19 protein-coding genes are annotated in these 19,892 nt (G+C 58.3%); 8 read left to right on the forward strand and 11 right to left on the reverse strand.

Annotated elements, in window-relative coordinates:
- Nucleotides 1-11 precede the first annotated feature (11 nt).
- The 4 genes from H7H48_RS09155 to H7H48_RS09170 all read right to left on the reverse strand — a co-directional run bounded on the left by H7H48_RS09155 (nt 12) and on the right by H7H48_RS09170 (nt 3,503).
- Nucleotides 12-560: an extensin family protein gene (locus tag H7H48_RS09155; protein ID WP_229448745.1), complete on the reverse strand. Its 549-nt coding sequence runs from the start codon at nt 558-560 to the stop codon at nt 12-14.
- Nucleotides 561-872: 312 nt separating this feature from the next.
- Nucleotides 873-1,301, reverse strand: a complete 429-nt coding sequence (locus H7H48_RS09160) for a DUF3775 domain-containing protein (RefSeq protein ID WP_229448746.1) — start codon at nt 1,299-1,301, stop codon at nt 873-875.
- Nucleotides 1,302-1,377: 76 nt separating this feature from the next.
- Nucleotides 1,378-2,268, reverse strand: coding sequence for a DMT family transporter (locus H7H48_RS09165; RefSeq protein ID WP_229448747.1), 891 nt, complete (start codon nt 2,266-2,268; stop codon nt 1,378-1,380).
- Nucleotides 2,269-2,369: 101 nt separating this feature from the next.
- The gene (locus H7H48_RS09170; protein WP_229448748.1) at nt 2,370-3,503 is read right to left on the reverse strand and encodes a PQQ-dependent sugar dehydrogenase; all 1,134 of its coding nucleotides are present in this window, start codon (nt 3,501-3,503) and stop codon (nt 2,370-2,372) included.
- A gap of 275 nt (nt 3,504-3,778) precedes the next feature.
- On the opposite strand from H7H48_RS09170, the gene greA reads away from it, so the two are divergent.
- The 4 genes from greA to H7H48_RS09190 are packed head-to-tail and all read left to right on the forward strand — an operon-like array spanning nt 3,779 to nt 6,904.
- Nucleotides 3,779-4,252 carry a transcription elongation factor GreA gene (gene greA, locus H7H48_RS09175; protein WP_229448749.1) on the forward strand — a complete coding sequence of 158 codons (474 nt, stop codon included), beginning with the start codon at nt 3,779-3,781 and terminating at the stop codon, nt 4,250-4,252.
- A 5-nt stretch (nt 4,253-4,257) separates the two neighbouring features.
- Nucleotides 4,258-5,346 carry a glycosyltransferase family 4 protein gene (locus H7H48_RS09180; RefSeq protein ID WP_229448751.1) on the forward strand — a complete coding sequence of 363 codons (1,089 nt, stop codon included), beginning with the start codon at nt 4,258-4,260 and terminating at the stop codon, nt 5,344-5,346.
- Complete coding sequence (locus H7H48_RS09185; RefSeq protein ID WP_229448752.1) at nt 5,343-6,101, forward strand: glycosyltransferase family 25 protein; 759 nt, start codon at nt 5,343-5,345, stop codon at nt 6,099-6,101. The genes H7H48_RS09180 and H7H48_RS09185 overlap by 4 nt, the downstream gene beginning before the upstream one ends.
- The gene (locus tag H7H48_RS09190) at nt 6,101-6,904 is read left to right on the forward strand and encodes a glycosyltransferase family 25 protein (protein WP_229448753.1); all 804 of its coding nucleotides are present in this window, start codon (nt 6,101-6,103) and stop codon (nt 6,902-6,904) included. The genes H7H48_RS09185 and H7H48_RS09190 overlap by 1 nt, the downstream gene beginning before the upstream one ends.
- A 27-nt stretch (nt 6,905-6,931) precedes the next feature.
- Here H7H48_RS09190 and H7H48_RS09195 read toward each other — a convergent pair whose 3' ends face one another.
- Genes H7H48_RS09195 through H7H48_RS09205 form a run of 3 tightly spaced genes read right to left on the reverse strand, consistent with a single transcriptional unit; the run spans nt 6,932 to nt 9,080 of the window.
- On the reverse strand, nt 6,932-7,714 hold the full coding sequence (locus H7H48_RS09195) for a hypothetical protein (protein ID WP_229448754.1): 783 nt from the start codon (nt 7,712-7,714) through the stop codon (nt 6,932-6,934).
- Entirely contained in the window at nt 7,711-8,547 is an 837-nt protein-coding gene (locus H7H48_RS09200) for a polysaccharide pyruvyl transferase family protein (RefSeq protein ID WP_229448755.1), read from the reverse strand. Before H7H48_RS09200 ends, H7H48_RS09195 begins: the two co-directional genes overlap by 4 nt.
- A gap of 59 nt (nt 8,548-8,606) precedes the next feature.
- Nucleotides 8,607-9,080: an Lrp/AsnC family transcriptional regulator gene (locus H7H48_RS09205; protein ID WP_229448756.1), complete on the reverse strand. Its 474-nt coding sequence runs from the start codon at nt 9,078-9,080 to the stop codon at nt 8,607-8,609.
- A gap of 386 nt (nt 9,081-9,466) precedes the next feature.
- Here H7H48_RS09205 and trxB point away from each other — a divergent pair, with 386 nt between their 5' ends.
- Complete coding sequence (gene trxB / locus H7H48_RS09210) at nt 9,467-10,441, forward strand: thioredoxin-disulfide reductase (protein WP_229448757.1); 975 nt, start codon at nt 9,467-9,469, stop codon at nt 10,439-10,441.
- A 76-nt stretch (nt 10,442-10,517) separates the two neighbouring features.
- Nucleotides 10,518-11,408 carry a LysR family transcriptional regulator gene (locus H7H48_RS09215; RefSeq protein ID WP_223021186.1) on the forward strand — a complete coding sequence of 297 codons (891 nt, stop codon included), beginning with the start codon at nt 10,518-10,520 and terminating at the stop codon, nt 11,406-11,408.
- 277 nt (nt 11,409-11,685) lie between these two features.
- On the opposite strand, the gene msrP is transcribed toward H7H48_RS09215, so the two are convergent.
- The 4 genes from msrP to H7H48_RS09235 all read right to left on the reverse strand — a co-directional run bounded on the left by msrP (nt 11,686) and on the right by H7H48_RS09235 (nt 17,887).
- Nucleotides 11,686-12,663 carry a protein-methionine-sulfoxide reductase catalytic subunit MsrP gene (gene msrP, locus H7H48_RS09220; RefSeq protein ID WP_229449222.1) on the reverse strand — a complete coding sequence of 326 codons (978 nt, stop codon included), beginning with the start codon at nt 12,661-12,663 and terminating at the stop codon, nt 11,686-11,688.
- A gap of 112 nt (nt 12,664-12,775) precedes the next feature.
- Nucleotides 12,776-14,821, reverse strand: a complete 2,046-nt coding sequence (locus tag H7H48_RS09225; protein ID WP_229448758.1) for an elongation factor G — start codon at nt 14,819-14,821, stop codon at nt 12,776-12,778.
- Nucleotides 14,822-15,028: 207 nt separating this feature from the next.
- Nucleotides 15,029-16,558: a bifunctional diguanylate cyclase/phosphodiesterase gene (locus H7H48_RS09230; RefSeq protein ID WP_229448759.1), complete on the reverse strand. Its 1,530-nt coding sequence runs from the start codon at nt 16,556-16,558 to the stop codon at nt 15,029-15,031.
- 126 nt (nt 16,559-16,684) lie between these two features.
- Nucleotides 16,685-17,887, reverse strand: coding sequence for a pyridoxal phosphate-dependent aminotransferase (locus H7H48_RS09235; RefSeq protein ID WP_229448760.1), 1,203 nt, complete (start codon nt 17,885-17,887; stop codon nt 16,685-16,687).
- A gap of 182 nt (nt 17,888-18,069) precedes the next feature.
- On the opposite strand from H7H48_RS09235, the gene H7H48_RS09240 reads away from it, so the two are divergent.
- Complete coding sequence (locus tag H7H48_RS09240; RefSeq protein ID WP_229448762.1) at nt 18,070-18,990, forward strand: EAL domain-containing protein; 921 nt, start codon at nt 18,070-18,072, stop codon at nt 18,988-18,990.
- A 4-nt stretch (nt 18,991-18,994) separates the two neighbouring features.
- Complete coding sequence (locus H7H48_RS09245; protein ID WP_229448763.1) at nt 18,995-19,846, forward strand: EAL domain-containing protein; 852 nt, start codon at nt 18,995-18,997, stop codon at nt 19,844-19,846.
- Nucleotides 19,847-19,892 lie beyond the last annotated feature (46 nt).

A 19,892-nucleotide genomic window follows, 5' to 3' on the forward strand; every position in this document is an offset into this window, starting at 1 on the left:
CGAGCAGGCAGCTATTTGCAGTAGAGGCTGTCGTTCCGACGTTGAGCCAAGTCCAGATGAAAATGGTTGGCGTGATCTGCATTGGCGCCTGGGCCGAGAACGGTCTTGAAAGGGCCACAGGCGGCTGTGCGGAAGGCATCGAGAAATCGTGCGCTTCCGCTTTTGGGGTTGGGCTTTTTCGCGACATCGAGTTCAGTGCCATCGGCCAAAGTGAAGCTCATGATGTCGAAGGCGTTCCCGTAGGCGTGTTCGGAAAGTTTCCGGGTCCCAGCGCGTGACCGGCAAACATAGGCCGAGGCATGCCGAACGGCTGTGATTGGCTGTTTGAGGTGACGCCTGGTGAGGGGCGGCGTTGTGTCCGTGAAGAAACGAGCGAGTGTGAGAGCCATCGCGCAATTGAGCGTTGCCTTGGGCTGTAATGCGATCTTCGCGGAAAGGCGTTCGATCTCCAGCGGATGAGCGATTGCGCAACCGGCAGCCTCTGCTATGGGCTTGTGCTCAGAATACGAAACACCAAGTTTTGTCAGGGCGCGGCGGCAGGCGACCTCTTTGGCGGGCATCCGGCCTGGCTTCCGCGCGGGCGGACGTTTCTGGGGTTCGGTTTTTGCTGGTGGACGAGGCGAGGGGATGGGGACGATGACCGACATCTCCTCGCGCCGCACTTCTCCGCGGCTGTTGGGTATTGGGCCTGTGGCCGGTAGGGGAACGGAGGCGGTCGGCTCAGCGGCACGTGCGTTGCTCGGGAGAGGAGGCAGGAACAGAGCGCAAAGCAGTATTGCCGGCAGCGCGTGTCGAACAGCTGAAAGAGCGATCATGCCGGATGTTTGCCGGAACTTAGGCTTATCGGGAAATAACGGTATGTTTCGAAGTGTTCACGATACGCCGAGTGCATCCAGGCCTTCTATCAGCCAATCATAAAGCATCGGCATTCCGAGCAGATAGGTGGCGACATGCTTCGCGCCGTGCTGGCGGGCGTCCCTGACGGCTGTTGACCACTCCTTCACGTCGTAGTCGCCGCGCCCCACCCATGCCAGCGCTATCAAATCAGCAATCTCATCCACATTGAGATCACCCACCAGTTCTCGAAATTCCTCTTCGGTGAGGTCTTCTTCCTCTTCTTCGATCAGCCCGTCATGCTGATGCCGATCACGAGCATCGCCATCGATCTCGATTTCGCGCTCGTGACCATCATCATAGTCTGCGTTCAGCGCGGCGCTTAATATGCGCGCTTTGCCTGCCAGCAAGCGCACGGTTTCCGGGTCTATGGTCAGCGCCCATTCGCGCTCAACAGGCTTCTGCATGCGCTTCTCCTCCGGCACTTCGGAGATATGATAACGCAAAACGTGCGGAAAGCACGACGGATTGTTGAGCTCCTGTTCAGGCCACGCTGCGTTGCCTGTTGCGCAGAGCCGGAACGATTTCGACTGCGAGGATCGCGGCAAAGATCAGACCGCAGCCGGCGAGACCGAGCGCCGGCAACCGTTCTCCGAGAAAGATCGCACCGAAAAGTGCGGCGAAGACTGCTTCCGTGGAGAGGAAAATCGCAGCTTGCGGGGCTGTGGTGTAGCGTTGGCCGATGACCTGCAGTGTGAAGGCAATGCCACCGGAGAAAATGCCGGCGTAGAGGATTTCGGGCAGGGCGGTGCGAATGGCGGACAGGTCGACCGGCTCAACAAGGCCCGCAATGGCGAGGGCTATGACTGCGGTGATGCCGAATTGGCTGACGGATAGCGTGACAGGCCGGCCGGTATGACTAGCACTTCTTCCGATCATGATCACCTGAAGCGCCCAGAAGAGTGCGCAAAGGATGGTCAGCCAGTCGCCGGTGGTCAATGCCACGCTGCCTGCACCTGAGAGCAACCAGATGCCCGCGAGAGCAGACAGGGCTGCCGGCCAGACGACGAGGTGCGGCCATTGGCGGAACAGAAGAACGGCCAGAAACGGCACCATCACAACGTACAGGCCAGTGAGAAAGCCGGAATTGGTGACGCTGGTGGTCAGAAGCCCGACCTGTTGTGCTGCCATGCCAGCGAACAGAAGCAAACCAATAAGCAGGAAATTCCGCTTATCAGTGAAGGTCAACGACCTTGTGCTGCCTCGGGATTCCCATATTGCGAAGGGCAGCATGGAGAGGCAGGCGATGGCAAAGCGCAGACCGATGAACAGGAACGGGCCGATGGCATCCATCGCGGTCGACTGGGCGACGAAGCCCATGCCCCACATGGCGCCTGCAAGAAGCAATACAAGATTGGCCTGAACCCGTGTCATACGCCTGCCCGGAATGAGGAAATTGCGCATGTCTTACGGAGCCGCCGCCTGCCGCACAAGGGCCGCTCCACATGTCTCCTATGGGCCAGCCTGGCGATGCATCACTCCGAACGGAAGATGCGGATGATCTCGCCCCGACGCTTGTCTGTCAAAAGCCATATCGAGCCGTCAGGTGCGACATTGACATCCCGTATGCGCCCGAAGGCTCCCTTGAAAAGGCGCTCTTCACCGAGGATTTTGCCATTTTCGTCTCGATCAAGTCGGGCGACGAGGTGGTATTTCAGCGCCGCGACCAGAAAATCCCCCTGCCATTCGGGAAACATTTCGCCCTGATAGACCGCAGTGCCAGACGGTGCGATGGACGGATCCCAATAGAATTCGGGCTGTTCATATCCCGGCGCTTCGTTGCCGACGCCGATCTTCGTGCCGCTGTAGTTGACGCCGTAGGAAATGACCGGCCAGCCATAATTCTTTCCGGCTTCGGGGCGATTGACTTCGTCGCCGCCGCGGGCACCATGCTCAACCGTCCAGACCACGCGGGTTACAGGGTCAAAGACGGCACCTTGCGGGTTGCGATGCCCCATAGACCAGATTTCAGGCGCGGTGTCGGCGCTCCCGGCAAAAGGATTGTCCTTGGGAACGGTCCCGTCGGGGTTGATCCTGAGCACGGATCCGGCGTGGTCGGTGGGATCCTGTGCCCGATCGCCTTCTCCCCGGTCGCCAATGGTGAAGAACAGGGTACCGTCTGGATGGAGCACGATGCGCGAGCCGAAATGTTGTCCTGCTCCAGACTTGCGGTTCATGGAAAAAATCGTCGCGACATCTTCAAGGCGCGCATCTGAGCCGTTTCGTACAAGCTTGGCCCGGGCAATGGCTGTGCCGGCTCCGCCCTCGCCAGGCTCTGAAAAAGAGAGAAAAATCGTTCCTGTCTCGGCGAAATCCGGCGAAACGGCAACATCGAGCAATCCACCCTGGCCGACAACGGCGACCTCGGGCACGCCAGCGATTGGGGCAGAGAGAGAGCCGTTGGAGAAAAGGCGCAACTGGCCCGGGCGTTCCGTGACGAGCGCGCTTCCATCGGGCAGAAAATCAAGCCCCCAGGGATTGGAGAGACCACGGACAAGGGTTTCGGCCTCGACCGTCACTGCCTGGGTGGTGAAGGTTTTGGCGGCGGCGGCGCCCGGGCAGGCAAGGAGACCGGCGGCGAGGGCGGTTCGAAGGATCTGGTCTTGCATCAGCGGGTCTCCCATTGTCTCTTTCATCTTGAGATAGGTTATGAGGGCTGTCGAACAAGGCGAGACAACGGGGCGCAACAAGAGGGGAAGAACGGACGCGCAAAAATTTGCGTGAAAATCGTCACCGGCTTGTTATATTGGGAGAGGTCATACGAAACGGTTCCGTAGGCAGACGCTTTCGGACCGTTTCTTTTTATGTCTGCACCGGCGGCAGGACGACGCTTCGCGTAAGGCGTGTGGGGTCTTCCTGCCTTCATGTCTGGAAGGTGAATGAAATGAACAAGGTCCCTATGACGCTTGCCGGAGCCGCGGCGTTGAAGGAAGAGCTGCGTTGGCGCCAGCAGGAAGAGCGGCCACGCATCATTGAGGCGATCGCGGAGGCGCGCGCCCATGGCGACCTTTCGGAGAATGCGGAGTATCACGCTGCCAAGGAGGCCCAGAGCCTCAACGAAGGCCGCATTGGCGAACTCGAAGATCTGATCGCGCGCGCCGAGGTCATCGACGTCACAAAGCTTTCCGGCGACACGATCAAATTCGGTGCCACGGTGATGCTGGTCGATGAAGACACGGAAGAGGAGAAGACCTATCAGATCGTCGGCGATCAGGAAGCCGATGTGAAGGCGGGCCGTATCTCCATTTCCTCGCCCATCGCGCGGGCACTGATCGGCAAGGCGGTGGGCGATTCCATCGAGGTCAACGCACCAGGCGGCGCGCGCGGCTATGAAGTGGTGGAAATCCGCTACGGCTGACCATCATGTCCGGTAAAACGCCCGAAAGCGGCCTGCGGCTCCGCGTCCGTGATGTGGACGTGGTGGCCCCCAACTTCAAGAAGCGGCTTTCGGGTGTGACCAGCACCATCGTGCAGCTTGTTCCAGAACAGTCGAAGACGCTTGCGATTGCGACGTTGGGGCCGGGACTGCCCGACACGCTGCCCAAATTGCGCTGGTGGCAGGTGCCAGGGCTTCTGCGAAAGCCGGCGAACCGACCCTTTCGGATATGGCATGCGCGGCGCAATCCGGAGATGCTGGCTGGGGTGGTGTTGCGGGACGTGTTTCGTGCGCCGCTGAAACTCGTTTTCACCTCCGCTTCGCAGCGCGAGCACACGCGTTGGACCCAGTTTCTGATCCGTCGCATGGACCGGGTCGTGGCCACCAGCAGGAAATCTGCGGGTTACCTCAAGGTTGAAAGCCGTGTGATCATGCATGGGATCGACACGCACCGTTTTTCGCCAGCGCTGAGCCCAGAGGCCGGGGCGGTCGCGGTGGGTTTGCCGGATGAAAAACGGTATGTCGGGTGTTTTGGTCGCGTACGGCACCAAAAAGGAACCGACCTCTTTGTGGATGCGATGATCGCGCTTTTGCCGGATCGTCCCGGCTGGTCTGCGATCATCGCCGGTCAGGCGACCGGGCCGCATATTGGTTTTGAGCGGGAGCTGAGGGAGCGCGTTCGCGCAGCCGGGCTCGCAGACCGAGTGCATTTTGTGGGCACGCGTCCGCAAATTCCAGCCTGGTATCAGGCACTTTCACTGTTTATGGCGCCGCAGCGCTGGGAAGGTTTTGGACTGACCCCGCTTGAGGCTATGGCCTCAGGAGTTCCGGTTGTCGCTACGGATGTGGGGGCTTTTTCGGAGCAACTGGAGGGCAGCGGGGCAGGTATTCTGGTGCCGGTTGACGATCTTGATGCGATGATTGCCGCTGCGGCGTGCTACATGGATGATGAAAAGCGGCGCAGTGTGGCGGCAAGCGCGGCGCTTCAGCATGCGCGCTCGCGTTTTCCGCTGGAGGGTGAAGCGAATGCGCTCAATGCCCTCTACGAAGACCTTTGGCATGAGGCCAGTACGTGAAGATCGAAGGATTCATCGTTCACCTGAAGCGCGCTACGGCGCGTCGTTCACAGGTGGAGCATCTGTTGGCGACGTTGCCTGTCGCAAGCCATGTGGTGGACGCCGTCGATGGTCAGGAACTCGGCGACGAGGAGATCGGGCGGCACTATGTGAAGGGACTGCATCAGCCGGTTTATCCCTTTGTGCTGAAGCAATCCGAGATCGCCTGTTTTCTGTCTCACCGCAAGGTGTGGCGCATGATCGTGGAGCGTGGGCTCGATGCGGGGCTTATCATCGAGGACGATGTGGCTCTCCAAATGCCGCTTTTCCGAAGGTGTCTCGCGCTTGCCAAGCGGGGCTGCACGGGAAAGGCATATGTGCAGTTTCGCATCAGCCCTGTTCGGGGCAGGGTGCGGGAGGTGGCAGGGGAGGACGATGTTCGCCTCGTGGCGCCGGAGGTTTCGCAGCTCGGCACGGTGGCACAGCTTGTGACACGCGAGGCGGCTGAGCATCTGCTTGTCCTGAGTGAGCGTTTCGACCGGCCGGTCGACACGTTTCTGCAGATGCGCTGGGTGACAGGGATCGCACCCTGTTGCGTGGTGCCCTCAGGGATCAGTGATCAATCAGCCCAGATCGGAGGCAGCACGGTCAGTGTGTCGGGCAAGGTGAAGCGCAGCGCAGGCGAACGACTTTGCAGAGAATGGAAGCGTTTCGTTTATCGGAGCGAGGTGCGAAAATATTCTCGTGCCTGGCAGGCGCCCGAGGTGAAGCGGTGATGAAGACGCTGGTCATCAATCTGGAACGTGAAACGGCCCGGCTTGCGCATATGCGCAAGGTGTTTGGTGAACAGGGGCTCGACTTCACGGTGGTGAAGGCGGTCGATGCCAAGCTCCTCTCACCGGAGGACCTGAAGGCCGGGCGCACTGGAAAACCTCGATTTTACGAGTTGGGCGCAGGTGAAATAGCCTGTTTTCTCTCTCATCGGAAATGCTGGGAGATCGCGGCTCAGAGTGAAGATGCCTACACGATCATCTGTGAGGATGACATTTTCCTTGGGGAGAACGCATCGGCCATTTTTGGTGATGCAAGCTGGATACCCGCGGACGCAGGGGTTGTGCGACTGGAGGCGTGTCGGCCGAAGACGCTGATCGCCAAGGCGGCAGTTTCCACGGTGGCCGGTCGTAAGGTGCATCCTTTGCGCTTGGCACATGCTGGCTCGGGTGCATATGTCGTTTCCCGAGATGCCGCCGTCAGGCTGCTTCGTGAAACCACCGAGTTTTGCGACCCGCTCGATCAATTCCTTTATAGTTCTGAAGAGCCGGCAACCGGTGCTCTGGAAAAATACCAGATGGTTCCCGCGCCTGCTATCCAGGAAGTATTTCTTCGAAAGGATAAATTGCTCGGAAGTTCATTGCTGGATGAACGTTACTCGGTCCAATCTACCGGGAAGCCGAGAGGTGTTGGGAAAAAGATCCTTCGTGAGATTGGACGCTCCAGGAAGAAAATCGCACGCTTTTTTGCCAACGTCTGGACTTATATAACCACCGAGAACATGTGGGTTCGTGTGCACTTCAAATAGTGGTAAGCGCCGCGCTGCTCACCTTTCTTAGATGCCGAAACGATGCATGAGTTCCGCAAGAGGAGAACCCTTTGGCGGTCGGGTGCCTTTCAAGCCGGCACTTCTGAGAACTTCATTCCACAGGTGAATGGTTCTGGTCTTCTCCGTGCAAATTTCTGCGAGGCTTTTTCGGCTATCGTAGAGCAGAGGGGCGTCCTTGAAGTTCAGTGGGTAGAAGACCTCTTCTGGCTCTGCCAGATCAAAAACACCGTGTTTCTTCGCGAGATAAGTAATAGCCTTTGGGCCAAATGTTCCCCAGGGAAGGGTTGCGGGTTCGATCTTCTTCCCGAGGAACCAAGATTTCAAGCGAAGGCGATTGGCGTCACGACCGCGCGTCCACGGCGGGATCGCATCCCGGTTAAAGAAAGAAAGGACCTCTTCAATAACTGGGTGATCCGGTTTTGCGTAGAGGAGGGCGCCATTGATGTAAGTGGCGCTTTCTCGTCCGAAAACGATGTCTTTTTCAAAGCTCACTGGTCTGAGGCAGATCATGTCCAAATCCGCCCATGCACCACGCTCCTCTTTTTGCAGTAGGAAACGAAAGTAGTCAGATGCGAGCGCGTAGGACCCCGTTTTTCTATGGCGTAGCCGATCGACTTCCAAACGGGAAAGTATTTTATCAGCGTCCAGATTTTGCACGCCTGGTGGGGTGTTTTTTATCTCTTCGAATGAATAGAGATTAACATCGTGTCCGGCGTCGACAAAGCTCTTTGCGGAAAGAACCTCTATCTCGCCAAGGTTTCCTCCGATCCAAAGAGTGTTGATTTTCATCTAATTGCTTTTTCTACTCTTGATTTCAGGCTTGTTGAAATCTGGTTTTTGAATTTTTCGCTAACTTTGTTTTTTGTGAATATCTTTTTCTCTCGGAAGCCGAATAACTCTCGAAGGCCGTTCTCAAATGCTTGGGTCGTTGGGGCGCCGAATTCGTTGATGATGTTGGTTCGCCCGTCTGGCTTCTTGGGCATATAGAGCGTCGGAATACCCATTGCCATGCAGGGCATGGCTGCATGTATGCGGGACGTGACAACCAGACTGGCCGTGTCTCTGTACAAGGCGAGGAGGTCTTTCGCGAATGCCCGTTGAACAGGCGAAGTGACCGGGGCCACCTCATGCTGGATGGCAAGTTTGCTTTTCCAGCGTTTTACTCGGTGTGCGGGTTTGGGAGCATCCACGAGAACAACAAGCTCTTCCTCGGGCTCCTGTGTGCGGGTCGGGAAAGTGAGCGTTGTACAGTAAGAAAGATACGCCTCCACACCCCAACTTTGAATGATCTCCAAAGTGCTTTGATCGCGGCAACCGATCGGAGCGTGTTTTTTGAAGTAATCTAAGTGTTTCCGGTAGTATTCTGCCGCCCCAGGGGTGATGTGGAACCCGTGAAAGATCGGAGTGATTTTTTCGCTGGGCGGCCATGCCTGAGGGCGGTGGCTGAACCATCCATTCATGACAAGCATACACTCATCGCCGTCATAAGTGTTTAGAGAATCACGATCCAGATAGAAATCGACTTTGGGTAGATGCTGTTCGACCGCCAGTGTCTGAATCCAATCACCGATATTGGCAAGAATCCCGGTGGGATATTGAAACGAAAGGGCGGCGATCTTCATTGGAGTGTCCCCATCCTGCTGCTGGGGACGGTACGGCAAGAAAAGGGCTTATCTATGGCCTAGTCGATCGCCACCAGGCCTTCGTCCTTCACCTGGCGGATGGTGAGTGCGGTGCGGACCGTGTCTACATTGGGCGCGGAGGTCAGCTCTTCAATGACAAAAGTCTGGAAGGTGGTCAGATCCGTTGCCACGCAATGCAGCATGAAATCGGAATCGCCGGAGACCATCCAGGCGCGGCGTACGATGGGCCATTTCAGCGTTCGCTGAGCGAAAGTCTTCAGCTCGGTCTCCGACTGATAGTGGAGCCCGATCAGGCAGAAGGCGACCACATCATAGCCAAGTGCCGGGGAATTGAGCAGGGCACGGTAGCCCTTGATGATGCCGCCTTCCTCCAGCCGCTTGACACGCCGGAGGCAGGGTGGGGCGGAAATGCCGACGCGGCGCGAAAGCTCGACATTGGTCATCTTGCCATCGGCCTGAAGCTCGCGCAGAATTTTCCAGTCGATTGCGTCAAGATCGGCCTGTAGCGGCATAGTGTTTCCCATTTCTGCTCTAAACACGCGAGAATCTTTCATGCGCGCAGACCGAAATTAGGGCAAGCGTCCTGCCAAGCCAAGCAATGCATTCACCGGCAAGGTGGACTATCCACCGTGTTTGGAGCCCTCGCGAACGCGCAAATGCGGGGCAGCGGCATTCGGTAGCTGTTGGAAACCTGTTCCTCGCCTTGCACTTTGCGGTGGTGAATACTTAGATCATGTCACCGGATTGTTTTGGATGGTGGCCCAGGGGTGATGCCGGGGGTCTGCTGTTCGGTTTCGCGTTTTCTGCCCGCTGGTGGTTCCAACGCGCTTACAAGTCAAGAATGCCCGATGGGGTGGGAACATGCCCGCGGTGCTTTTAGGAAGAAAGGATTTCATCCATGTCACGTCGTCACGCGCCCGTCCTTATCATCGGCTCGGGTCCGGCCGGATACACGGCGGCGATCTATGCGGCGCGCGCCATGCTGAAGCCTCTTCTTGTGGGTGGTCTGGAACAGGGCGGACAGCTCATGATCACCACCGATGTGGAGAACTATCCGGGCTTTGCCGATCCGATCCAGGGACCGTGGCTGATGGAGCAGATGCGTGGCCAGGCGGAGAATGTGGGCGCGGAGATCGCCAATGACCTCATCGTCGATGTCGACCTGTCGTCGCGCCCCTTTGTGCTCAAGGGCGATTCCGGCACGGAGTACAGCTGCGATGCGCTGATCATCGCCACCGGCGCCAAGGCGAAGTGGCTTGGCCTGCCTTCCGAGCAGACCTTTATGGGTTTTGGCGTCTCGGCCTGCGCGACCTGTGACGGGTTCTTCTATCGTGGCAAGGATGTTGCCGTCGTGGGCGGCGGCAACACGGCTGTGGAGGAGGCGCTTTACCTGTCGAATCTCGCAAAGTCGGTGACGCTTATCCATCGCCGCGACGAACTGCGTTCGGAACGCATTCTTCAGGAACGCCTGATGGCCAAGGAGAATGTAACGATCATGTGGGATACCGTGGTGGAAGAGATCACCGGGACGCCCGCAAAACCGCCCATGCCCGCATCTGCATCGGGCGTGCGCGTGAAGAACGTGCATTCGGGGGCGGTGTCCGACCTCGCCGTGGATGGTGTTTTCGTGGCGATCGGCCATGCACCCGCGGTCGAGTTATTTGAAGGCAAGCTCAAGCAGAAGCCCAATGGCTATCTGTGGACGCAGCCCGGCACCACGCAAACGGATGTTCCGGGGGTGTTTGCTGCAGGTGATGTGGCAGACGACATCTATCGCCAGGCCGTGACGGCAGCGGGGCTCGGCTGCATGGCGGCGCTGGAAGCAGAGAAGTATCTGGCAGCCATGGAGACAAAAAAAGAAGCTGCCGAATAGACGGGAACGACGCAGCGACAGGAACGGGCGGCAACGCCCATGACGGTACAAGCGCCTGACAGAGGAGAACGAGGCGTTGGACTGGGACAAGCTCAGGGTTTTTCACGCCGCCGCAGAGGCTGGCTCGTTTACGCACGCCGCTGAAACGCTGCATCTTTCGCAGTCGGCCATTTCACGCCAGGTGAGTGCGCTCGAACTCGAAGTGGGGGTGCCGCTTTTCCATCGGCACGCTCGCGGGCTGGTGCTGACGGAGCAGGGCGAGATGCTTTATCGCACCGCTCATGACGTGCTGATGCAGCTGGAAAGCGTGCGCGTGCGGCTGACCGAGGCGAAGGACCGTCCGTCCGGTCTGTTGAAGGTTTCCACCACGGTGGGGCTCGGCACGGGCTGGCTGACAGAGCGGTTGCCGGAGTTCATCGAGCTCTACCCGGACATAGAATTGCAACTCATTCTCGACAATGAGGAGCTCGACCTGACCATGCGGCAGGCTGATTGCGCGATTCGGATGCGCCAGCCGCAGCAGCCGGATCTGATCCAGCGCAAGCTGTTTACTGTGCATTTTCATCTCTTTGCGTCGCCTTCCTACGTGAACAAGCATGGAAAACCGTCGTCCATTGCCGATCTGGACAAACATCGGATCGTGACATTCGGCGAGGCGGTGCCGCCGCATCTCAGCGATATGAACTGGCTGGAAACAGCCGGCAGACCGGAAGGGCAGAAACGCCAGACGGCGCTGCAGATCAACAACATCCTGTCGATCAAGCTGGCGGTGCAGCGCGGGGCCGGCATCGCCATGCTGCCTGATTATGTGGTGGGCAAGAGCAATGATCTGGTGCAGCTTCTGCCGGAAACCGCCGTGCCGTCATTCGACACCTATTTTTGCTACCCGAACGTGATGAAAAATCAGGCAAAGCTTCACGCTTTCCGGGATTTCCTCATCTCAAAATCAAGGCATTGGGCATTTTGACGCAGTATTTCCCAAGAAATACGGGGCGTTATGCAAAATTGCATGGGTGAATTGCAAAAACATGTGGTTGTTATTTAGGCTGTCATTGCCCATATGAGAAGCACTCCCGGGGGCGTTCTCCTCCCATTTGCCCCCGCGAGTGTTCCCCTCTGGAGGTTTCGCCTATATGGCACTTCCAATGACTAAAGCCGGATCTCCGTGATCCGGCTCTTTTTTTATCTGCCAGAGCTTTATGTCATTCCAGGCTATGGTGCTGAGCGGGTTGCTCTGGTGAAAGTCAGCGAAAGAGCGTTTCGTTTTCCAACCCACTATAGAGGCTGGCGACCTCCTCAGCATAACCGTTGAAGAGCTGCGTCGGTATGCGCTCGCCCGTATGCAGTACCTGCTCCTCGGCCTGACTCCAGCGCGGGTGGGGCACGTCAGGATTCACATTTGCCCAGAAGCCGTATTCACTGGCTGCGATCTCCTCCCAAAAACTCACCGGCCTTTTTTCTGTGAAAGAGATGCGTCGGATGGATTTGATGGATTTGAAGCCGTACTTCCATGGCAGAGCCAGACGCAGAGGCGCGCCGAATTGCTTGGCCAAGGGTTTACCGTACGCGCCGGTGACGAGGAAGGCGAGGTCGTTCGAAGCCTCTTCGATGGTCACGCCTTCGACATAGGGCCAAGGATACCACACCTGCTTCTGGCCCCCGGCGACGGAGGGATCATTGAAGGTTTCAAAGCGGACATAGCGCGCGGACGAAAGCGGATTCGCCATCGCCAGAAGAGCGGAAAGCGGAAAGCCGGTCCACGGCACTGTCATAGACCAGGCTTCGACGCAACGATGCCGGTAGAGGCGCTCTTCCAGTGGCATACGCTTTATCAAATCCTCGAAGGCAATGGTGCCGGGCTTTTCCACCAGACCATCAATCTCGATGTCCCAGGGGTGAGTCGAGAGCGCCTGAGCCGCGCGCGCGATCTGCTTGTGCGATCCGAATTCGTAGAAATTGTTGTAGGCGCTGCTCACATTCTCCGGGGTGAGCGGGCGTTCGATCCGGTAGGCTTCGTTCCGCTCCGCTGGGTAAAGGGATGCGGTTCGCGACGCGGCGTCTTCGTCTGCCTGCGCTTTTGCCGGCCGGGACAGCAAGCCTGGACCCGCAATCGCCCCCAGACCAAGTGCCGCGAGCACCGCACGGCGATTGGCGAAAACGCATTCGGGCGTCGCCATGCTTTCAGCTAATGCCCAGCGCGGGCGGCGGAAGATCGTGGGCATAGCTTTCTCCGGCGAGTTCCTGATAGCATCACCTTTGGTAAAACCGCTGGCCAGCGGTTCAAAATCACGGTCCTTCACGATTGCGTGGCGATCTTTCAGATTGATGCTCCCATCAAGCCGCCTTGCCCTGCGCGCTCATCGCCGCATCCGCCAAGCGCCCGGTCAGTTCAGCCATGTGATCAAACGTGGCGCGATAGCTGGCGACACCCGCCGTGGCGGAACGCAACTCGATGATCAGATCGTCTGTTTCGGACGCGGGGATCGTCGCCTCGACAATGTCCCAACCTGTCCAGCCGGGGCGTGCGTCGAAGCCAAGAATCTGCCCGCGCCGTTGTGACAGAATGGCGGTGATGCGGGCAGTGGCATCTGAGGGGGTGTAAACCTCGACCTTGAGGACGGGCTCGAGGAGAACAGATGAGCACTCGGCAAGTCCTTCCTTCATGGCAAGTCGCCCGGCAAGCTGGAACGCCATGTCTGAGGAATCCACCGAATGGTAGGAACCGTCCGAGAGGTTGACGGCGAGATCTATGACCGGAAACCCGAGCGGACCGGATTTGAGATAGTCGCGAACACCCGTTTCGACCGAGGGTATGTATTGCTTCGGAACGACGCCTCCGGTGATCGTGTCGGTGAACTCGAAACCGGAGCCGCGGGGCAGGGGGCGTATCTCGAGCACAACATCGCCGAACTGGCCGTGACCGCCCGATTGCTTCTTGTGCCGGCCGCGTTTCGTGGTGCTCTTGCGGATCGTTTCGCGATAGGCAACGCTCGGCACGGTGGTGTCCACAGGGATCTGGTATTTGCCTTCCAGGCGCTCGCGGGTGACGCGCAGATGCATTTCGCCCTGCCCGCACAGAACGGTTTCTCCGGTCTCCTGCCTCTGTTCAAGGCCGAGCGAGGGGTCTTCTTCCATGAGCTTCTGCAAGGCGATCGAGAGCTTTGCTTCGTCTTTGCGCTCGCTTGGATGTACCGCCACCGAATAAACAGGCTGAGGATTCTCCAGTGTGAGGAGCGGCGGCTGCGGTGTCTTGGCTGAGGTCAGCGTGTCCCCCGTCTTTACCCCCTCAAGCTTGCCCAGTGCCACTGTTTCGCCGGTCCCCGCATTCGTGACTTTGGATTGTTCTCGCCCGAGAAGCGTGTACAGGCCGGAAACCTTGTCGATAGTCTGGCTGCTGCGCAGTTCCATGCCATCGCTGACCGAGCCGGAAAGCACACGTGAGACGGACAGCTTGCCTCCATGCGGTGTGTGGATTGTTTTCAACACCTGGAGGACTGGCTCACCAGATGCGTCCAGACCTAGCCGCCTTCTTGTCGCTTCAACATCTGGCGCATCGTGGCGAATTGCCTTCAGAAGCCGCAATATCCCATTGCCTTTTTCTGCTGAGCCGATCAGCACCGGTGTTACGGCCCCATCGCGCAGATCGGCCGCCAGGTCGTCGAAAATCGCATCACGGGGTGGCTCTATCTCCTCGAGCAGTTGCTCCATCAACCTGTCATCGTGATCCGCCAACGTTTCAAGCATCGAGAACCGCGCTTCAACCTCGCGTGCCCTGTCATCGTCAGAGATGGGTGCGATCTCGCTACTTGCGTGTTCCCGGTAGATATAGGCGCGTTCCAGGGCCAGATCGATCGATCCGATGACGATGCCGTCCTTGCGCAAGGGAATCTGGCGCAGAAGCAGCGGGGTCTCGCTGGTTGGCTGCAACATCTTGAGCATATCGCGCACGCCCATGGTGGCATGCTCGATCTTGTTCAGGAAGATCATGCGCGGAATGCCGAGCTCGTCGAGCCGATGGAGGGCGAGCTGCAGGGCGGGGATTTTTTTCTCGTCGGGTTCGGTGACGACGATGGCGATGTCGGCTGCAGCGAGAACCGGATCCGCCTCAAAGGCAAATTCAACCGATCCGGGACAATCCACGAAAGTCATGCTTTCATCAAGGAAACTGGTGGTGGCGACACAAGCCTCGACACTCATCTGATGGGCCTTGGCTTCAGCGGAGTGATCACCCACGGTTCCGGAGCCAGTGCTGGCCTGCTTGGTTATGGCGCCGGTGCGCTCCAGAATGGCTTCAAGCAATGTTGTCTTGCCACTCGCAAACGGACCGACAATGGCGATGCACTTCGGTCCGCGACTTCTCTCTCCCGAGCGTTTTCCCATGGTCGGCGGCCTCCTCACACGCGTTTACTTGCACACGTTTCATGAGCGGCGGCCGGCCTGTGCGGCCGTCGCGCGGTCGTAGCGCGTAGACGGTGATCCGGAGCATTCTCCGCCCTTGAAGAACCCGTTTGCGGCACTCACATGCCGGTGCGCCAACGTTTCCCGTAGAATATGGTCACACGGCTTTGGGTTTTGGGCAAGGGGTTCTCAAGCGCTCAACGCCAGGGGTTCGAGATGCTCACTCTTGTGCCGGACCATGGGAGCGGGCTGAGGGCGCCCGAGGAAATAGCCCTGGAACCGATTGCAGCCGGCAGCGCGTGCGAGCTCGAACTCCGTCTCGGTCTCGATTCCCTCAGCAACGATTGTTAGCCCTTGAATGCGCGCGATCTGCGTCAATGCCGAGACGAAGACCTGTGCGATACGATCATGTCCGAGGTTTCGGATGTAGCTGCGGTCGATCTTGATCGAGTCGATCGGCAACGTCTTGATATAGTTGAAGCCGCAATGGCCTGTTCCAAAGTCGTCAAGTGCGATGTGGAACCCCATTGCGCGCAACCGTTCGATACGGGCGATGATTTCGGGTGTAGCCGCCGTGGCGACGGTCTCAGTGATCTCGAGAACGAAACGGTTGGCCGCCTTGCCGGTCTCTTGCAGAACGCGATCCAGCATGTGCACCAGGCCATCACGCTTGAGCTGTTCTCCCGAGACATTGATGCTGATGCGCTCACATGACAAACGGTCAAGATCGAGGCAGGCGCGGCGGAACACCCATTCGCCGACCATGTCGATCAGGTTCGATCTCTCGGCAACAGGGATGAATTCGGCCGGTGAGATCATGCCGCGCACAGGATGACGCCAGCGCACCAGACCCTCCAGGGCCGTGCAGTTGCGCTCGGCATCGGTCAGCGGCTGATAGTGAAGTTCGAGCTCGTTCAGATAGATTGCGGCGCGCAATTCGCGCTCCATAAAGCGACGCTGGCGCTTCTCCGAGAGCATGTCGGGATCAAACACGGTTATACGCCCCCGTCCGGCTCCCTTGCTTTCATACAGCGCGAGATCCGCGAGCAACGGAAGCTCTTTCGGGCTGCTGGCATGTTCGGGTGCTATGGCAATGCCGATCGAGGCGCCAAGCGGTATCTGATGTCCTTCGCACACGCGCCCCTGCTGAAGCATTGAAAGCAATTTTTCGGCCCGGGAGCGGCAACGATCGAGGTCATTTCCGTACATGAGGATGGCGAATTCGTCCCCGCCCAACCGACCGATCGTGCAATCGGGGAAACAGTGTTTCGCGCAGGCAACCAGATGGGCGAGCGCCTGGTCGCCAAACTGGTGACCGAATCCGTCATTGAGCTGTTTGAAATGATCGAGGTCGACGAGCAGCAGCATGATGCGGCGCGGCTTTGAAAGCGTGCCGATGCTGGCGCTGAGTTCATCGAGGAAACGCCCGCGGGTGAGCGCGCCCGTGAGAAGATCATTTTCAGTAAGCCGTGTCCGCTCGGCTTCAATGCGTACGGCATCCTTGAGTTGGTCGGTCACGGTGCGTTTCAGGTATTCAAGCAAACCCAGGCCGGTCGCGCTGAGTACGAAACAGGTGAGCAACAGCCAATTCGGCACGCCACTTTCGCGTGGCACGATGAAATAGGCCACGGCGACGAGTGCCGTTGCTGTAATCAGAAGCGCTTGAACGCCTATGTAAACACGCGCGCCATTGCGGCGAACGGTGGAGAGGATGCTCATGCCCCTGGTGTCTCCCCGAATCCCTTGGAAAACGAGAGAACAATGAGAAGCTTAAAGAGTGCGTTAAGACTATTGCGCCGCAGAAGATTATTTTGCGGCGCAATAGTCCGGCTGTCGTTCGGACAGCTACTTGAGTGATGCCGTGAAGCGCTGGATGCGGTTGCAGGCTTCTTCGAGGAGCGCCTCGGACGTGGCGTAGGAGATACGGAAATTGGGTCCGAGACCGAAGGCCGACCCGTGCACAACCGCAACACCTTCCGCTTCCAGAAGCTCCGATACGAAGTCCTCGTCAGTGTTGATGGTTTTGCCGGACGGTGCCGTTTTGCCGATCAGTTCCGCACAGGACGGATAAACATAGAATGCGCCTTCGGGGACAGGGCAATTGATGCCCTTAGCCTGATTGAGCATCGACACCACGAGATCGCGGCGGCCCTGGAATATCGCCTTGTTCCTGGCCACAAAATCTTGCGGACCATTCAAAGCCTCCACGGCGGCCCATTGAGCGATGCTGCAGGCACCCGAAGTCTGCTGACCCTGGATCATATCCATGGCCTTGATCAGCTCGATGGGACCTGCCGCGTATCCGATGCGCCAGCCCGTCATGGCGTAAGCCTTGGAAACCCCGTTCATTGTCAGGGTGCGCTCATAGAGCTTCGGCTCCACCTCGGCGATGGTGTGGAACTTGAAATCGCCATAGGTCAGGTGCTCATACATGTCATCCGTCAACACCCAGACGTTGGGGTGGGCGAGAAGAACTTCGGCAAGAGCTTTGAGCTCTTCAGCCGTATAGGCCGCCCCTGAAGGATTGGACGGCGAGTTCATGATCAGCCATTTGGTCTTAGGCGTAATCGCCTTTTCCAATGCCTCGGCGGTGAGCTTGAAGCCGTTCTCGATGCTGGTTTCAGCAGCTACCGGCGTGCCGCCGCAAATGGACACCATTTCGGGATAGCTCACCCAGTAAGGGCTCGGGATGACCACTTCGTCGCCGGCGTTGAGCGTCGCCATCATTGCATTGAACAGAACCTGCTTGCCGCCGGTAGCGACAATGGTCTGCTTCCAGTCGTAATCAAGGTTGTTCTCGCGCTTGAACTTGGCGGCAATCGCCTCACGCAGCGGCTGGATGCCGGAAACGGGTGTGTATTTCGTCTCGCCTCGGTTGATGGCCTCAATCGCTGCTTTCTTCACATTCTCCGGCGTGTCGAAATCCGGCTCGCCTGCACCAAGACCGATCACGTCACGGCCCTGGGATTTGAGTTCGCGCGCTTTCTGGGAAACCGCGATGGTTGCGGAGGGTTTTACGCGTGAAAGGGCATCGGCAAGGAAAGCCATAATGGAGGACTCCGGTTCCTGTGAGAATTACGCTGCACATCAGCGTGAACCTTCATGTCCGATCGTGCGCAGAATCGCAAGCGGCCAGCCAATTTGCGGCATTAAACCAGTCGTTAACGGCGAATAAAGGCGTTGGGTGGCATTTTGCGCACCATGAAAGAGACGTCTCAAGGAAGCGCAGCATGCCGCGCAGCATAGGCCTCGGCCACATCGCCCGCCAGGACGACGGGATCGCTGTGGGTATCTGGGGCGGCTATACATTGAAATCGGCCTTTCAACCGATCTTCTCCTTTCGTGAAGGCCGTCTCCTGGTCAGCGCGTATGAAGGCCTCATTCGCCCCTTTCGAGATGAAAAGCCTGTGGGCCCGGGCATCTTCTTTTCCAGTATTCCCGACATTGACCGGTTTCAGGTCGAAACGCTGGCTAGAACCCTGCACCTGTTGAATGCAGGTGTCAGTCTCGGCGAAACGGCTTCGCTTTTTGTCAACTTCGACCCGTCGCATTTTGTGGATGCCGCGTCCGCGGCGAGCGCGTTGCGCGACGTGCAGGGGGTGCTGAGGGAGGCAAATATCTCGGCTGAGCGTGTCGTCTGTGAAATTACCGAGCAGGAGACGGGGTCTGACGAGACACTCATCAGATTTGTGCAGGCGCTCAAAGGGTATGGACACCGGGTTGCGGTTGATGACTACGGAGCCGACAGTTCTGATCTGAAGCGGATTGAGGCTCTGGGGCCGGATATAGTCAAGTTCGATGGCGCCTGGACCGGTCGCCTTCTTTCCTCAGGACCTGGTGTTGCAATGCTGACCGATATGGTGCGGGCATTCGCGCAGAAGGGGATACGAACCGTTTTCGAAGGCATTGAAACCGGTGATCAGCTTGAATTGGCCGAAAGTTGCGGCGTCTCCATGGTGCAGGGGTTTGCGCTCGCCCGTCCGCAATTGGCACCCGGCGCTTTTGCCGAATTTGAGGCGGCACGCGAGAGCGAGCGACGACGGGTGCTGGCGGACACTGTAGAGCATCTTGAGCGAGGCAAGGTCGAAACGGCCAAACGCGACGTTTCCTCCAATCGGAGCGGACGCACCTTCGGGCGCCGTGGAACCTGAAAACATGAGCAGGCAGCGAAGCGTCGAGCCGGTCGCGGCCTCGATCCTGGTCGATGAGATCGGTCTGGAAACGGGGGTCTATGGCCGGTACCGGCTACGTAGCCTCTATCAGCCCCTCTTCCGCATTGCATCAGATATGCTGATACCCGAGGCGCTGGAGGCCTCAGTGTTGCCCATGCTCAAATCTCTGCCGGTGGACAGGGATGGCTTTCTTGCCTCGGTCGACCCTGCCGCGCAAGCTGATGTTCTGTCGCTCTGCAATCTCATGCATATCGGAAATCATCATCATGCCAGGCATGACAGTCTTTCCCTCCACGTGCCCTTCAGGCGGTCGATGCTCTGCGGACAAACGGCGCTGGAGCATCTTGCTCTTACCTTCGCGCGACTTGCGGAGACCGGTTTTCCTCCCAAATCCCTGGTGTGCAGTGTTCAAAATCCCGAACCCTGTGACCTGGAAGCCGTCGAGCGCTCGCTGGCGGTTCTGAACGCAGCTGGCGTGGGGGTGGCGATGGAGGGGTTCGGCTTGCATACGGAAACGGCTGAACTGTTGGAGCGTCTCCAGCCGCGCATTGTGAGCGTCGATGGCTCCTGGTTTCGACGCATTGCCGATGAACGTGCTGCATTGCGGCTCATGCGTCAGGTAATAAAAAGCCTCAAGCGCCGAGGTGCAAAAGTGCTGGTAAAAGGTCTCGAGAGCCCGGCTCATCTCCTGGCGGCACTATCCGTCGACGCCGACCTGGTTCAGGGCGATCTGCTCGCCAGAGCTGAAGAAGCGGGGTGTGTGGCGGATGTGAGACCGCTGGATATCGGGCGTATATTCCGCGATCCGGAGACGGTCGTGGTTTCGCTTAAATGAAGCTCGGAGTGATTTGATCCAGCGTGGCTGGCCATGTTGTCAAAGG

Source organism: Nitratireductor sp. B36, assembly GCF_020833685.1.
In the GTDB taxonomy this organism is placed as follows: domain Bacteria; phylum Pseudomonadota; class Alphaproteobacteria; order Rhizobiales; family Rhizobiaceae; genus Nitratireductor.